This is a genomic window from Rhizobium sp. BK399, from assembly GCF_014194695.1.
Taxonomy (GTDB): domain Bacteria; phylum Pseudomonadota; class Alphaproteobacteria; order Rhizobiales; family Rhizobiaceae; genus Rhizobium.
Genome location: NZ_JACIAH010000019.1, coordinates 1 through 14,660, shown reverse-complemented (window position 1 = coordinate 14,660; position 14,660 = coordinate 1). Strand labels below are relative to the sequence as shown.

Here is a 14,660-nt window from a genome sequence, read left to right as displayed (position 1 = left end):
GGCCTTTTCAAGCAGAGCTTGCGCGGCGTGCAGACGGAGCGTCAGGGACGGCGCCTGCGATGCTCTGTTGAAACGGCTAATCGATATCGCACTCACGGCCTGGCCACGGAAGAGTAGCACCTAGAGGGACCTGATGTGAGGGATCCGAACCAGCGACTCTGCAGTTCCGCTGCTTTGATGTCATATCGAAAGGACATCCAAGTGTAGAGGAGACTTTCCCTCATCAAAATCAGATCGGTCTTGCCAACGAGATCCCGTTCGACATAGCCGGGTCATGCACAGGCCACGACGATCGTCGGAGGCGCCTTCAGGCAGGTTCCCAAGCCAGGAATGGCCGACGCTGACAGCGGGACAGAAGATCAACGTTCTTGATAATAGTTGATAAAACGCCGATCTTGTCTCCTATCGTGCGATGGCTGACAAGGCCGACAAATCAGCATGATCCTTGAGGTCCACCGGGTACTCAGGTTGCACATGTGCAGAGGATCGGTGTCATCAGCCTGACATGTGCATCCATGCGCTCCAGAACCTTTGCCGGAACGACCTCGCGTTCCGGTAGCGACCACCAGCGATCATTTACGCGCTCGACCGTTTCGACCACCACCCTCAAAACCGCGGCTTCCGGCAATCGCGCGCGATTGGCGAAGGCTTTCCATCGCTGTGCATCCAATGCCTTGAAAGGACGCTCGCCGGCGAGCGACAGAGCCATGGCGTCCGCCGGGATGTACGGGATCGTCGAGAGCACGTCATAGACAGGCGCGAGATCCGGTTTGTCGCCGACACCTCGATAGATCAATGACCAGTTTTTCAGGTGCATGTCGCCATTGCCCGTCAAGGCAGCTAGAGCCAATCGGCGGGCGAACTCGAGAGCGGCTGCGGACGACACGGCAATGTTCAAGGCCGCAGCGATATCATGATAGGCGGCTCCTTCATACTTCCGGGAAGGATTGACGCCGAAGACCTGGGCGAAGTCCTCGATATGGATCCGCTCACCATTGATGCTACGATCGAAGCGTTTGACGAGCAGGACTTTTCCATCTGACAGCGTTTCGAACTCTTTTGGAATTCCTTCGAGCTCCGATTGCTCGACAAGTTCGCGTTCCGGCACCTCCATGCCGATCGCTTCTGCCAAAGCAAGATTGGCATACTCGTTCTCCGAGACGCCGGGAAATGAGGTGGACGGAAACTTGGCGATATACGACCCCTGCTCGTCACCAAGCGGCAGGGTCAGGCCGCCGCCCTTCCCCGTGTTCTTGATGACTGAGAGCTTCATTTGCACACCTGCAAGCGAAAACCGGGCTTTCGGTTTCGGGACTTGTATATCGTTGAGATGCACCACAGTTCCGTCGCTCGGCACGACGCGGACGGCACCCGGCAGGTCCGAGCCGAGTGCGACAAGCAGGTCGAAATCGTTCCCGGCGCGTATGCTATCGGCGTGATGCTTTTCCATCGCCTCGCGCAGCTTGTCCTCTGGGAGAAGATTGGCGAAGAACGCCGGCAAGGCTCTGGCAATAGGCTTCGGGTCTTTGCGCAAGCCCCCGTTGGCGGCGCGAAAAGACAGGCTAAGAACGGGAAATCCGCCGGTCGCGCGATAGCTATCATCGAAACTGAACGCGTTGAAATCACCGGGCGTCCTTACGAGCGTGCCTACCTTCACGTCGTTCAGCAGCACGTCGAGCGACGAGATGGATCTCGGATTGGGAAAGGCCTCAGTCACCACGTTCACCGCCTGGATTTGCAACGAATGCCGGAAGATCATCGAGATCGTCGTGTGGCCGCAGTAAAGCATCGACGGCCGGCACCATCGCCTGCGGGATGAGCATTAGCTCAAGCCCGAGAGCACGGGCGATGTTGATTAAAGTCGTCGTACGCGCGGCGCTACTTCCAGCCTCGATTTCACGGTATCGAGGCCGCGATATGCCTGCCATGTCGGCGACCTGCTCTTGGGTTAATCGCTGGACCTTACGAGCGGCCTTCAGCAGTTGCCCGATATCCAGCAGTGCGTTTGACTCGGAGCGTGCCATCATCCTTACCCGTCCCGTCTTCTTAGAGCTGGTGGGTGAGCTAGCAAGATCATCCCTTCCAGTCAAACAAAAAGATAAACATACGGATCATTTTATAACAGATGATCTGTTTACATATCATTAATGACGTTTTCAGACGACACCGCGAGGCGTCCCCACCTTACATGCTTCGTTAAACGCCGACGCTTATTTCCGCTCGCCCTCGGCACCGGTGCTGACAAGAAATGGAATGAGCATGCCCAAACACGATCTCTCATCACGTCATTTTCAGAAAAAAATGTCCGAATTCCGCGAGGTACGTATTGCACCGATGTCCTCGAAGCGGGTGCTGGAAAATGTCCGCCCTCGACTTTTTGAAGCGGATTGACGCCGAAATGCCCAATGGGCCGGACGTGCATCTGGTGATGGACAACTATGCCACCCACAAGAGACCAAGGGTCAAGGCATGGCTCGCGCGCCGCCCACACTGGCATGTTCACTTCACGCCAACGTCGGCATCCTGGATCAATCAGGTCGAGCGATGGTTCGCAGAGCTGACGCGAAAACAGTTGCAGCGCGGCGTACACCGTTCCACTGCAGAACTTGAAGCCGACATCGACGCTTTCATCGAAACCCACAACGACAATCCCACCCCATACAAGTGGGTCAAATCCGCCGACCAGATCCTCGCGTCGGTCAAACGCTTTTGCCAGAAGACAATGAACCGAACTTCAGATTAAACACGGCGACCGTCCCGATCACGCCCGAAATCCTTTCGCTGATCGCCGAAATCGACGAATTCAAAGGTGCTTGGCGTGCGATCGGCCGGATCGCGCCTGAGCGGCTGTCCATCCTCCGGCGTGTCGCCACGATCGAAAGCGTCGGTTCCTCCACACGTATTGAAGGGGCACGCCTGACCGACCGGGAGGTCGAAAAGCTGCTGGCAAATATCCGCCTCGGGTCATTTACAACACGCGACGAGCAAGAGGTTGTCGGCTATGCGGAGGTGATGGAGACCATCTTCAATGCTTACGAAGCTATTTCGTTCACCGAGAATCATATCCGTCAGCTCCACCGCGACATTCTTGCGCATTCGACAAAGGACGAGCGGCATCGCGGCGCCTACAAAACCCTCTCCAACAACGTGGAAGCGTTTAACGAACAGGGCGAGAGCCTCGGCACCGTTTTCGAAACGGCCTCGCCGTTCGATACGCCGCGTCGAATGCAGGAACTGATCGCCTGGCTGAATGAGCAAGGGCGAGAAAAGCGGCTCCATCCACTTTTGGTCGTCGCGATCTTCGTTGTCGTTTTCCTAGAAATCCATCCATTTCAGGATGGCAATGGCCGCCTATCGCGTATTCTGACCACCTTGCTGCTCCTGCGGGCCGGCTACGCTTACGTCCCGTACAGCTCGCTCGAAAGCATCATCGAGCAAAGCAAGGAGAGCTATTACATCTCGCTTCGGCGCACGCAGGGAACGATCCGCAGCGCGCAGCCCGACTGGAATCCCTGGATCGAGTTTTTTTTGAGAGCCCTGCATCGGCAGAAGACCCGGCTTGAGAAGAAAATGGAGCGCGAGCGTATTATCCTCGCCGACATGCCGGAATTATCCGTTACATTGCTCGAGTTGGCGCGCGAGCAAGGGCGGATTACGGTCGCGCAGGCTGCCCGGATCACCGATGCAAGCCGTCACACCATCAAGGACCATCTCAAGGCACTTGTGGATCAAGGGCACCTCATCCTGGTGCCGGCCGCGGCGCCTGGTACAGTCTTTCCTGATGAATCGGATGTCAGGCCCATCTGAATGGTTTGAGTTGAAGGGAACAGAACCAGCGCGGCACTATTCAAATGAGCTAAGCTTCTGAAAAGCCTAGAAAAGGATAGTAGTGGCCCGGGTGATCCCCGAGCCTTTTTCGCTTATTTCGCGGTCTTTATCTTGTTGACCTCTTCGGCGCTCAATTCGCCAACAGTCGTCACCTCGCCATTGGTGATCTTCCAGAGACGGAACGGGCCGGTGATATCGCCGTATTGATCGAAGCTGACAGGGCCGATGACGCCTTCGTACTTCACAGGCTTGCCGTCCTTGATGAGCTGCAGAGCCTTGGCAAACTCTTCCTTGCCGGCATGGATCGGCGTGCCGCCTTCGGCCACCACTCCCGGCACCGCAGCCTTGATGGCGGCAGCATCCGCTTTGCCCGCCTTGGCGATGGCAAGTGCGACGATCGCACCGGCATCATAGGAGCGGTCGGCGGCCGGGGCAGAAGGCGAGATGCCGCCGGAGAAGGCTTCATAATTGCCGTTGAAATACTCGGTCGACGCCGTCGGGCTGGTGCCGGAGGAGGTGCCATAGGCGTTCTCCAAATACTGCGCGCCGACACTCTCGATGAAGTCCTTGGAGTTCATGCCGTCGTTCAACAGGAATGTCTGCTTGCCACCGCCGGAAACCCAGGCGCGGGCAATGGTGGCGCCATCGACGGGAGTGCTGACGAGATAGAGCGCATCGGGATCACCGGCCATGGCGGCGCTGGCTTCCGAGGCGTAGCTCGACTGCTTCTCGTTATAGGGCGTAGTCGAGGTGATCGTGCCACCGAGCTTCTGATAGGCGGTCGCGAACTCCTTGACCATGTTCACGCCGAAATCGTTGTTGACGTTGATGATCGCGATCTTCTTCAGGCCTTGATCAATCGCGAACTTCGCAGCCGCCGTGCCCTGTAGCGCATCGGAGGTAATGGTGCGGAAAAAGACGCCGTTGGTCTTGCCGCTGCGGCCAAGCTCGGTCAGCGTCGGCGAAGACGATGCAGGCGATACCTGCACGACGCCGGCCGGCGCCGTCACCGATGTCAGGATCGGGATCGAGACTGACGAGATGATGCCGCCGATGATGACGGGCACCTTCTTGATGTTAACGAGCTGCGTCGCCTGATCGACGGCAACGTTACCCTGGCTCTGGCTGTCGCGGGTATCGGCCACGACCTTGCAGCCATTGACGCCACCGGCGTCGTTGATATCGCGGAAAGCCATCTCGACGGACTTGGCACCCGCCTTGCCATATTCACCGGCCGGACCGGTCAGTTCCATGACGAGGCCGACGGTGATGTCGCAGTCGGCCGCCAATGTCGGCGCCGTGGACGCAGCAAGGGCAGCGACCATGGCGGAAAGCAGGAATGTCGTTCTCATTTTTGTTCCCCTTTGTTGAGATTGTACTTCATAATGCTGCCGTGGCGGCCTTCCCTGTTCCGCTCCAGCGCATAAACGTCGCCGTCGAGCGGCTTTGAATGCGCAAGGACCGCATCAATCTCGGCCCTGTCCGTTTCGCTGAGCACGATATCGGCGATGGCGAGATTGGACTGCAGGTGATCCCTATTGCGGGCGCCGACGATCACGGCCGCGACGCCAGGCTTGGTCAGCATGGCGGCGCTGGCGATGGTCGCGATATCGGTGCCGTGGCGGTCGGCGATCCCGCGCAGCGTCGATAGCAGGACCTGGAACAGGTCCCAGCCGCCGAAATCATCGATGATTAGCTTGTATTTCGTGAGCGACCGGTTTTCGAGCGGATGCTCCGGCTCCTTTTGGCCGAGCCAGCGATCGCCCAGGAAGCCGCCGGCCACCGTGCCATAGCAAAGCAAGGCGAAGTTCTTCTCCTGAGCAAGCGCCACCATGCGCTTTTCCGGGCGCCGGTCGAGCAGCGAATATTGCAGCTGCAGCGAGGTGAAGGGCACGCCGGAGCCGATGATCGCCTCGATATGATCGGTGTCGAAATTGGTCCCGCTGATCTTGCCGATCTTGCCGGCCTCATGCAGCTCCTTCAGCCAGCTCGCCGTCGCCAGCCAGCCCTCGATATCATAGGCCCACCAGTGGAACTGAACGAGATCGAGGCAATCGAGGTTGAGCCGCTTGCGCGAGGTATCGATGACGCCTTCGACGTAAGCCTTGCTGATGTTTGGCAGGACCGTGAGATCGGGAACGAACTTGGTGTGGACGCGGATGCGCGAGAGGGCCTCAGCGCCGCGCAGGTTTTTGTAGGCAACGCGGAAACGGCCGATCAGCTCCTCGACACCGGTATAGATATCGGCGCAGTCGAAGGTGGTGATGCCGGCATCGGCAAAGGCAATCATGTCCTCGAGAGCGCTCTCGCCATCGATCGCGCCATGGCCGCCCGCCAGCTGCCAGCCGCCGCGAATGACGCGGGAGATTGCGTAACCGGGGGCGATGGTGATGCGCTGCATATTGGTCGGCCTATTCGTCATTCAAGGGAACCGCCGTGGTGGCGGCATGGCTGAAACGGCGCAGGCCCGTGCGGGTGATCCTGAGCCGTGTCGAGCAATTGGGATCCGGGCAAGCGATGTCGGCGTCCGTCGTCATCCAGTCGTTGCGATCTGTCGGACGCTGCTTGGCCGCGAGCAGCGGCAGCACGGAGGAGAGCGAGTAGATCGAAATCCCCTGCCCCTGTGGCAGGTGCAGCATCTCGCCTTTGAGCTCGAAATGGTCGCCCGGCTTGGCGCCGCAATAGACCGCGCCTCCTTCGGGAATGATCACGTCGACCCTCAGATCAAAAAGGTCGAAGCCGTCGTCGATGGGTTCAGCCATGATGGTCTCCCGGCGCGCCATCTTCAGGTTCGGCGTCCAGCCGCCCGCGGATCAGATCGAAGGAGCGGCTGATGTCGTTGGAAAGCGATCGCATCGCGGCCTCGACATCGCGCTTTTCGAGCGCATCGATCAGCGCCCAGTGATGATTGGTGGCGGCAAGTCCGCCCTGTTCGTCATGAATATGCGCGGCCTTGCGGATTATTGCGCCCGATTGCAGCCACAGGCTCTCGACGATCGGGATCAGCACCTGCGAGCGCGCTGCATGATAGATGTGGAAATGAAACTGCTGGTTCAGCGCTGATGTGACATGGCCAATATCCTTGCCATGCTGCTCGAAAGCGAGATCGCAATCGACATTGATCTGCTTCAGCACGGCAAAGTCGTCATCCATCAGACTGGGCAACGCCAGCGCAACCATCTGGCCCTCGATCAAGATGCGGGCGCGGGCGAGATCGTCGAGACGTTCACGGGTGATGAGCGGCACGCGCACCGAGCGATTGGGCAGCGATTCCAGCGCCTGTTCGGACACGAGGCGCCCAAGCGCCTCGCGCACCGGCATAGTGCTGGTCTGCAGCCGCTCGGCGAGATCGACGATGCGCAAAACATCGCCTGCATCGAACATGCCGTTGATCAGCGAGTTCCGGAGCTGCGAGTAGACGCGGTCCTGCAGCGTCTCGCGCCCGACCGGAGCGAGCGCGTCGTCGCGGTAGTGACCGCCATCGGCGGGCTTCCTCGCCTGGGCTCCTGCAGACGGTACTACCCCCGTCTGGACTACCATTGAGCCTGGTCCGTGGAAGGCCCGTTTTTTCGGTTGCTTTTAAACATGGGGTAAAGTTTGATCAAACATCACCGATCAAATCAAGAGACTTCTTTCTCCATGCCCTTGCCAATGCCAGACGCCCCAAAGAAAGCGGCAGAATCCGCGAGAGCCGTGATCGACGCGCGCGAACTAATGAAGTCGTTTCAGGGCAACGTGGCCGTCGGCGGCATGTCGCTCAGGCTCGGCGAAGGCGAAATGGTCGGCCTCATCGGCCCGAATGGGGCCGGCAAGACAACGCTGTTCAATCTGATCGCCGGTAGTCTCAAGCCGACGTCGGGCGAAATCTGGATCGGTGGTCGCGAGGTGTCGCAGGAAAGCCCGGAACGACGAATTGGTCGCGGTGTCGGCCGTACCTTCCAGATCCCGAAGCCCTTTCTTGAGATGACCGTGCTCGAAAACGTGCTCGTCGGCGCACAGGCGCAGGACGGCGAGCGGTTGGTCGCCAACTTCCTGCGCTTCGGCCATGTCAGGCAGCAGGAGCGGCTGGCGATTGAGAAGGCGCGCGCGCTGCTGGAGTTCGTCACCTTGTCCGGCCTTGAGGGACAGCCCGCAAAGGTGCTGTCGGGCGGCCAGCGCAAGCTGCTCGAGCTCGCACGCATCCTGATGGCCGATCCGCAAGCGATCCTGCTCGACGAGCCGGCGGCGGGCGTCAACCCGGCGCTCTTGGAGACGATCATGGAACGCGTGCTGGATCTCAATGCGCAGGGCAAGTCGATCTTGCTGATCGAGCACAATATGGACATGGTGTCGCGGCTCTGCTCCCGCGTCGTCGCCATGGCGCTCGGCAAGCCGCTGGCCGAGGGCACGCCGGCGGACGTCGCCTCCAATCCCGATGTGATCGAAGCCTATCTCGGAGCGGCGGCATGACAGCGACAGCGCTTCAAACCCATGCGCTGATCGCCGGATACGAACCCGACCTGCCGATCGTGCGCGGCGTCGATCTCTCGGTGGCGCCGGGCGAGCTGCTGGTGCTGCTCGGACCGAACGGCGCCGGGAAGTCGACCTTCGTCAAGGCGATCGCCGGCGTGGTGCCGATCCACTCAGGAAGCGTGATGCTCGGGGAGCGGGAGATCACCCGCGTCGCATCTCACCGCAAGATCGGCGAAGGCCTTGCCTTCGTGCCGCAGACCGAAAACATCTTCGCGACGCTGACCATTCACGAAAACCTGCAGCTTGCTGCCGCTGTCCTGCCGAAGCCGCAGCGCTCCGAACAGATTGCCGCGCTCTACCGTTGCTTTCCTGACCTCGCCAGCAAGCCTTCGCGCCTTGCCGGGGCGCTGTCGGGCGGGCAGCGGCAGATGCTGGCAGTCGCCCGCGCACTGATCGTCGATCCCTCCGTGCTCATCCTCGACGAGCCCTCGGCCGGCCTGTCACCGAGGATCGTCGGCGAGGTGTTTTCGATGCTGAAGGAGATTAACGCCGGCGGCGTTACCGTCATTCTCGTTGAGCAGAACATCAAGGCGGCGCTGGCGATCGCCAGCCGCGCCGTCATCCTTGTCGAAGGCAGGATCAGGCACGAGGGCGAGGCCGCCTCGCTGCTCGGCGACCCGCTGATCGCCAAGCTCTATCTCGGCACCGCCACGCAAGCGTCGGAGGCACCATGAACCCGCAATTTCTCATGGATGGCCTGATTGCCGGCGCCATGATCGGCCTTGGCGCTATAGGCGTGACGCTCACCTATTCGATCCTGCGCTTTGCCAATTTCGCCCATGGCGAGATGCTGTCCTGGGGCGCCTATCTGGCGCTCGCCGTCAGCGGCGGCATGGGGCTCTTGTCGACCACGCTGACGAAGCCGATCGGCCCCTTCTCCTTTGGCTGGTCGCTGCCGCTTGCAGCCGTGATCGCGATCCTGCTCACAGGCTTGCTGGCGCTGGCCGTCGATGCGGTGCTGTTCGCCCGCCTGCGAGCGCGCGGCGGCGCGATCATCATCCTCGTCATGGCGAGCTTCGGCGCCTCGCTTGCGCTGCGCAGCCTGCTCGAATTCATCTTCACCTCCAAGCCCGTCTATTACACCAAGGCATTGCAGATCGCCGTGAAGATCGGCGGCGGCCTGCGCGCCACGCCCGATCAGCTCCTGTCGCTCGGCCTGTCACTGGTGGCGGTCGTCGCCATCCACCTGCTGATGACCCGGACCGATATCGGCCGCTCGATGCGCGCTGTTAGCGAAAACCCGGCTCTGGCGGGCATTGCTGGCGTGGATGTGCGCCGCGTGATCCGCGTCGTCTGGTTCGTCGGCGCTGCCCTTGCCTGCATCGCCGGCATCATGACCGGGCTGCTTGTGCAGATCCGCCCCTATCTTGGCCATGACCTGCTGCTGCCGCTGTTTGCAGCCGCGATCCTTGGTGGGATCGGCAGCGTGCCGGGCGCGATGATCGCCGGATTGATCGTCGGCCTGTCGGAGGCTGCCGCCGTGCAGATCGTCGGCGCGGAGTGGCGTGCGGCTGTTTCCTTCGTCATCATCGTGGCGGTCTTGCTTCTTCGCCCGCGCGGCCTGTTCGGGAGAGCGGCATGAGCCTTGATCTGATCGCCTACGCCGCCTTCTTTCTCACGATGGCGCTGACCTATGCCATCATGTGCCTCGGGCTTAATGTCCAATGGGGCCAGACCGGCCTCTTCAACGTCGGCATCGCCGCCTTCGTCGCGATCGGCGCTTACGTGTCGGCGCTATTGACGACGCCGGATGCGCCCGGCCGCTTCGGCGGCTTCGACATGCCGATCGCCATTGGCTGGCTCGGCGGCGCGCTGTTCGCCGGCCTTGCCGCCTGGCTGGTCGGCGCGCTGACCATTCGGCTGCGATCCGATTACCTCGCCATTGCTACCTTCGGCGTTGCGGTCACGGTGCAGCTTTGCGTTCTCAACCTGCAGCCGCTGACCGGCGGCGCCTTCGGCATCGGCTTCATTCCGCGCCCGTTCGGAAACCTTGCCGCTGATCCGCTGGTATTTTCCCTTTCCAATCTCGCGCTGATGGCGGCCGTCGTGCTGGCGCTCTATCTGGCGCTCCAGCATCTCGCCAAGAGTCCCTGGGGCCGCGTGCTGCGCGCCATCCGCGAAGATGAGAACGCGGCACAGGCGCTCGGCAAACGGCCGATCCGCTTTCGCCTGCAGGCCTTCACCATCGGCGGCGCCATCATGGGGCTGGCAGGCGCGGCGCAAGGACATTTCATCGGCTTTATCGCGCCAGACAATTATCTGCCGATCCTGACCTTCCAGGTATGGGCGATGCTGATCGTTGGCGGCTCCGGCAACAATCGCGGCGCCATTCTCGGCGCGGTGCTGGTCTGGGGTCTTTGGGCGCTGTCGGCCGCCGCCGTCTCCGCGCTCGTACCGCCCGAACAGCAGGCCCGCGCGGCATCGATGCAGATCGTCATGATCGGCGTCGGGCTCTGCCTCATCCTGCTCCTGCGCCCACGCGGCATCCTCGGCGCTTCCAATACGCTGGCCTCGCTGACCAGCAAGCGAAAACAGACATTCAGGGAATAGAAGCATGTCCCCCACGCCCCCACGCATAGCGCTCACCAAGGATCTCTCCATCAGCCGCATCGTTTGCGGACTCTGGCAAGTGGCCGACATCGAGAAGAACGGCACGGTGATCGATCCCGACAAGGGCGCCAATGTGCTGCAGGCCTATGCGCGCGACGGCTTCGACACGTTCGACATGGCCGATCACTACGGTTCGGCGGAGTTGATCACAGGGCGACTGCTGTCGCGCTATCACAATGGCCAGCGGCCCATTGCCTTCACGAAGTGGTGCCCGGAACCGGGACCGATGACGGCTGATGTCGTGCGTCGCGGCGTTGAGGAACGGCTGACGCGGCTTGGCGTCGACAAGGTGGATCTCCTGCAATTCCACTGGTGGAGCTTCGAGCATCCCGCATGGCTCGACGCCCTGCACGAGATGCAGCGCCTGCGCGATGAAGGCCTGATCGGCTCGCTCGGCCTCACCAACTTCGACGCCGGGCATCTGGCGCTGGCGCTCGCCGATGGCATCGAGATCGCCAGCAATCAGGTTTCGTTCTCCCTGGTCGACCGCCGCGCCGCCGGTGCGCTTTCAAAGCTTTGCGCGGAGAGCGGCGTCAAGCTTCTTGCCTATGGGACGCTCTGCGGCGGACTTCTCTCGGAGAAGTGGCTCAACAAGCCGGAACCGACGTCGATCGCCGATTGGAGCCGCTCGAAGTACAAGCGCTTCATCGATACCGCCGGCGGCTGGGAGGCCTTCCAAGGCATTCTCAATGCCGCCGCAACCATCGCGGCTACGCATGGCGTCTCGATTTCCAACGTCGCGAGCCGCTGGGTTCTGGAACACGATGCGGTCGCCGCAACCATCGTCGGCGCGCGGATCGGTGAGAACGAGCATCGCGGCGACAACCTGAACGTCTTCTCCTTCGCGCTCGAGGAAGAGGATCACCTGGCGTTGAACGCCGCCTTCGCCAAGACGCAACCCATTCCCGGCGACTGCGGCGACGAATACCGCAAGCCGCCGTTCCTCACCGCATCCGGCGACCTCAGTCACCATCTCGATGCCATTCCATCTATCTACACCGCTCAGGCCGTGCCCGGTCGTCCAGGCCGCTCGCGCGTCTCGTCCGGCAGCATCTGGGAGCCGATCGCCGGCTATAGCCGCGCCGTCCGGATCGGCAACCGTATCCTCGTCTCCGGCACCACCGCGACCCATGGCGCGGACCGCTGCGTCGCACCCGGCGATGCCGGTGCGCAGGCCACTTACGTTCTCGACAAGATCGCAGCCTCCATTTCGGCCCTTGGCGGCAGTATAGAAGACGTCATCCGCACCCGTATCTATCTGCGCGACGCAAACCAGTGGGAACCCGTTTCCCGGGCCCATGGCCGTGCCTTTTCATCCATCCTGCCCGCCAATACGCTCATCGAGGCCGGAAACCTGATCGGGGACTACGAGGTTGAAATCGAGGCGGAAGCAGTCTGCGACTGAGTGCAGGCAACATAAATCGGGCTGATGCCGGCGACCGCCAAGGAGGAGCGGCTGCTCACGATGGTCCGCGGAAAAGGTATCGGTCTCAAGGGATGCGTCGGCGCGAAATCGCGCGACGCCCGAATTCCGACAATCAGCTCTCGACGGTCCGGGCTTTGCTCCATTCCGCATAGCGGGCAAGCGTTTCTTCATTAGGAGGATGGACGTCGAGCGTCGCACGTCCGGATTCAATTTCCGTTTTCAGGAACTCTTCCTGCTCTTCCATCGCGATCGCCTCGTCGGCGATTTCGTCGACGTACTCCTTCGGAATAACGATCACGGCCTCACTGTCGCCGAAGATGATGTCGCCCGGATAGACGGCAACGCCACCGCATACAATCGGCTGGTTCATGTCCGAAGCATGATGCGCCACCAGATTGGCGGGCGCGGCCGGCCCGAGGCAATAGGTGGGGAAGCCGAGGGAGACGATGTCGGCGGTATCGCGTACCCCGCCATCCAGAACCATTCCCGCCGCGTTACTACGGTCAGAGTTGCGGTCGGCTGGAAGTGGACGACCGAGATGTGGGGGAGACCCTTATATCGGAAGGTCTCGCCGTTCTTTTCATCTGTGGCGTGACCGGATGTCCCCCGACGCCAAGGCCGTAGTGCGGTTAGGCGTGGTGCGGCGCTTTTTGGCGCGCTTTCCAAAAAAACTGCACCCGAAGCCTGCGCTTCCATATCGACCGTCGTTTCCTTCCTGCTCTCATTGAATAATTGGGTTCGAGCGAAGTCTGAAGGAGCTTCCTACCCGGACACAAAAAAGGCCCACGGGAGGTGTGGGCCGAGTTCCAGGAAAAATGATGTCTAACGACGGTAATTAAGCATGCCCTAATTGAAAGGCAAAGCCGATGCGAGGGCGGCCGTCGCCGAATGTTCGCTAGCGTGTCTTTTTTAACACTTGTGCGCGTCGTCGCCGTACAAATGGAACTACCGCGCCAGCCATCCGCCATCGACTGGTAGGACTATGCCGTGGACATAGTCGCAAGCCTTGGACGCCAGGAAGACTGCTGCGCCCCCGAGTTGCGCGGGATCTCCCCAGTGACCGGCAGGGATGCGGGCAAGGATGCCAGCGCTGCGGTCAGGATCCTCGCGCAGAGCTGTCGTGTTGTTCGTGACAAAATAGCCTGGCGCAATGGCATTGACTGTGAGTTCATGCTGAACCGCGACTTTTGTGGCTCATCAAGCTAGCCGGCATGTCTGATCTGCGCGAGCAGTTTCTTGCGGAAGACTTCGGCCGGGGTTCTATAGCCAAGGCATTTGCGGGGTGTTGCGTTGAGCCGGTTGCAGATCTCGATAAGATCGGCATCTGTGACCGATAATGGATCGACCTCTCTCGAAAGCCATTTCCGGTCGCGGCCATTGGTATTCTCGACGGTGCCTTTCTGCCACGGCGATTGCGGGCCGCAGAACCAGGTTTGGGTGCCGATGCTCGCCTGAAGATACGGCCAATCCGTAAACTCCGTGCCACGGTCGAAGGTGATCGAGCGACGGGCTAGATGGGGTAGGGCCTTGAGGGCCTGTATGAGGCCGTCCATGACCGGACGTGACTGACGGTCGTTGCGTGGAAGAATGCGCCGGCTTGGCGCACTGCAGCCTCGGTTTCGTCCATCGCCGAGCGGCCGACTGCGACGATCGAGTCACCGGCCGCAGCCAAGGCGATAGCGATCGCCTGGCCAAGGCCGGAGGCGCTTCGTTACCTGATTGACTACGAGGGTCTCGACAAGACTGTTCTGCCGTATTTCGGCAAGCTTCCTGACCGGGCGTGCTGGCGGGCAGGATGAGATGATTCAACGCATCGCCGAAAACCTCCCAGTCACGAGCGATCGCTGCATCGATCAGCATGAAGCCGGTGACCTCAGGCACAAGGCGGCCGATATAATATACTGAAAGGCCCCCGCTGCCGCCGACAAGCCCGAGCACCGGCCGAGATCTCCATCGCTCATTTGCGCGATAGCGACTGATCCATCCCCTGCAAGGCAGTCGTGATCTACTCCAGTTAGCTTTTTAAAAAAAATCATGCAGTGCGGTTGCGGCATCAGTAACCGTTGCCGGTCCGATGTACCTGCAGGGCTCGGTCTGGTTGTTGGTCCGGCTATTCCTCTCTGAATGCCTTCATCATTTGGTCGGTGAATGGTTTGAGGAGGTATGAGAGGGCGGTTCGCTCGGCGGTTTGGACGAAGACCTCGACGGGCATTCCGGGGATGAGCTTGTTGTCCTTGAGGAGGTTCTGGTCGTTAAGCGACAGGGAGGCGAGGTAGTAGGGCTG

12 protein-coding genes and 8 pseudogenes are annotated in these 14,660 nt (G+C 60.8%); 8 read left to right on the top strand and 12 right to left on the bottom strand.

Annotation, left to right across the window (positions count from 1 at the left end; genetic code table 11):
* Positions 1–463 precede the first annotated feature (463 nt).
* Complete coding sequence (locus FHT97_RS26370) at positions 464–1,717, bottom strand: HipA domain-containing protein (RefSeq protein WP_312859793.1); 1,254 nt, start codon at positions 1,715–1,717, stop codon at positions 464–466.
* Complete coding sequence (locus tag FHT97_RS26365; protein WP_183759038.1) at positions 1,710–2,024, bottom strand: helix-turn-helix domain-containing protein; 315 nt, start codon at positions 2,022–2,024, stop codon at positions 1,710–1,712. The genes FHT97_RS26370 and FHT97_RS26365 overlap by 8 nt, the downstream gene beginning before the upstream one ends.
* Before the next feature lie 350 nt (positions 2,025–2,374).
* Here FHT97_RS26365 and FHT97_RS26360 point away from each other — a divergent pair.
* Positions 2,375–2,743: pseudogene (locus FHT97_RS26360) on the top strand (transposase); the annotation flags it as partial.
* A complete protein-coding gene (locus tag FHT97_RS26355; protein ID WP_246712791.1) occupies positions 2,710–3,807 on the top strand; it encodes a Fic family protein in 1,098 nt (365 codons plus the stop codon). The pseudogene FHT97_RS26360 and the gene FHT97_RS26355, both read left to right, overlap by 34 nt.
* A gap of 113 nt (positions 3,808–3,920) precedes the next feature.
* On the opposite strand, the gene FHT97_RS26350 is transcribed toward FHT97_RS26355, so the two are convergent.
* Genes FHT97_RS26350 through FHT97_RS26335 form a run of 4 tightly spaced genes read right to left on the bottom strand, consistent with a single transcriptional unit; the run spans position 3,921 to position 7,368 of the window.
* Positions 3,921–5,153: an ABC transporter substrate-binding protein gene (locus tag FHT97_RS26350; protein WP_246712796.1), complete on the bottom strand. Its 1,233-nt coding sequence runs from the start codon at positions 5,151–5,153 to the stop codon at positions 3,921–3,923.
* Positions 5,154–5,176: 23 nt separating this feature from the next.
* Positions 5,177–6,229 (bottom strand): aldo/keto reductase, encoded by a 1,053-nt coding sequence (locus FHT97_RS26345; protein ID WP_183864741.1) that lies wholly within the window; start codon positions 6,227–6,229, stop codon positions 5,177–5,179.
* A gap of 10 nt (positions 6,230–6,239) precedes the next feature.
* Entirely contained in the window at positions 6,240–6,590 is a 351-nt protein-coding gene (locus FHT97_RS26340) for a TIGR04076 family protein (RefSeq protein WP_183758968.1), read from the bottom strand.
* Entirely contained in the window at positions 6,583–7,368 is a 786-nt protein-coding gene (locus FHT97_RS26335; RefSeq protein ID WP_183758965.1) for a GntR family transcriptional regulator, read from the bottom strand. Before FHT97_RS26335 ends, FHT97_RS26340 begins: the two co-directional genes overlap by 8 nt.
* Positions 7,369–7,467: 99 nt before the next feature.
* Here FHT97_RS26335 and FHT97_RS26330 point away from each other — a divergent pair, with 99 nt between their 5' ends.
* From FHT97_RS26330 to FHT97_RS26310, 5 genes are read left to right on the top strand one after another with little or no spacing between them, the layout of a single operon-like run.
* A complete protein-coding gene (locus FHT97_RS26330) occupies positions 7,468–8,277 on the top strand; it encodes an ABC transporter ATP-binding protein (protein ID WP_183864730.1) in 810 nt (269 codons plus the stop codon).
* A complete protein-coding gene (locus FHT97_RS26325) occupies positions 8,274–9,014 on the top strand; it encodes an ABC transporter ATP-binding protein (protein ID WP_183758961.1) in 741 nt (246 codons plus the stop codon). Before FHT97_RS26330 ends, FHT97_RS26325 begins: the two co-directional genes overlap by 4 nt.
* Entirely contained in the window at positions 9,011–9,922 is a 912-nt protein-coding gene (locus FHT97_RS26320) for a branched-chain amino acid ABC transporter permease (protein ID WP_183864729.1), read from the top strand. Before FHT97_RS26325 ends, FHT97_RS26320 begins: the two co-directional genes overlap by 4 nt.
* Positions 9,919–10,890, top strand: a complete 972-nt coding sequence (locus FHT97_RS26315; protein WP_183758957.1) for a branched-chain amino acid ABC transporter permease — start codon at positions 9,919–9,921, stop codon at positions 10,888–10,890. The genes FHT97_RS26320 and FHT97_RS26315 overlap by 4 nt, the downstream gene beginning before the upstream one ends.
* Before the next feature lie 4 nt (positions 10,891–10,894).
* Positions 10,895–12,355 carry an aldo/keto reductase gene (locus tag FHT97_RS26310; RefSeq protein WP_183758955.1) on the top strand — a complete coding sequence of 487 codons (1,461 nt, stop codon included), beginning with the start codon at positions 10,895–10,897 and terminating at the stop codon, positions 12,353–12,355.
* 133 nt (positions 12,356–12,488) lie between these two features.
* Here FHT97_RS26310 and FHT97_RS26305 read toward each other — a convergent pair.
* Positions 12,489–12,869 (bottom strand): annotated as a pseudogene (locus FHT97_RS26305) (ribonuclease activity regulator RraA); the annotation flags it as partial.
* A 5-nt stretch (positions 12,870–12,874) separates the two neighbouring features.
* On the opposite strand from FHT97_RS26305, the pseudogene FHT97_RS31155 reads away from it, so the two are divergent.
* A pseudogene (locus FHT97_RS31155) lies at positions 12,875–13,000 on the top strand (thermonuclease family protein); the annotation flags it as partial.
* A 321-nt stretch (positions 13,001–13,321) separates the two neighbouring features.
* Here the strand turns inward: FHT97_RS31155 and FHT97_RS26300 are convergent.
* From FHT97_RS26300 to FHT97_RS31140, 5 pseudogenes are all read right to left on the bottom strand, one after another.
* Positions 13,322–13,543, bottom strand: a pseudogene (locus FHT97_RS26300) (SDR family oxidoreductase); the annotation flags it as partial.
* 35 nt (positions 13,544–13,578) lie between these two features.
* A pseudogene (locus FHT97_RS26295) lies at positions 13,579–13,950 on the bottom strand (IS30 family transposase); the annotation flags it as partial.
* 5 nt (positions 13,951–13,955) lie between these two features.
* A pseudogene (locus FHT97_RS31150) lies at positions 13,956–14,084 on the bottom strand (2-deoxy-D-gluconate 3-dehydrogenase); the annotation flags it as partial.
* Between the two features lie 74 nt (positions 14,085–14,158).
* Positions 14,159–14,311 (bottom strand): annotated as a pseudogene (locus FHT97_RS31145) (ABC transporter permease); the annotation flags it as partial.
* Positions 14,312–14,486: 175 nt separating this feature from the next.
* Positions 14,487–14,660, bottom strand: a pseudogene (locus FHT97_RS31140) (HlyD family type I secretion periplasmic adaptor subunit); the annotation flags it as partial.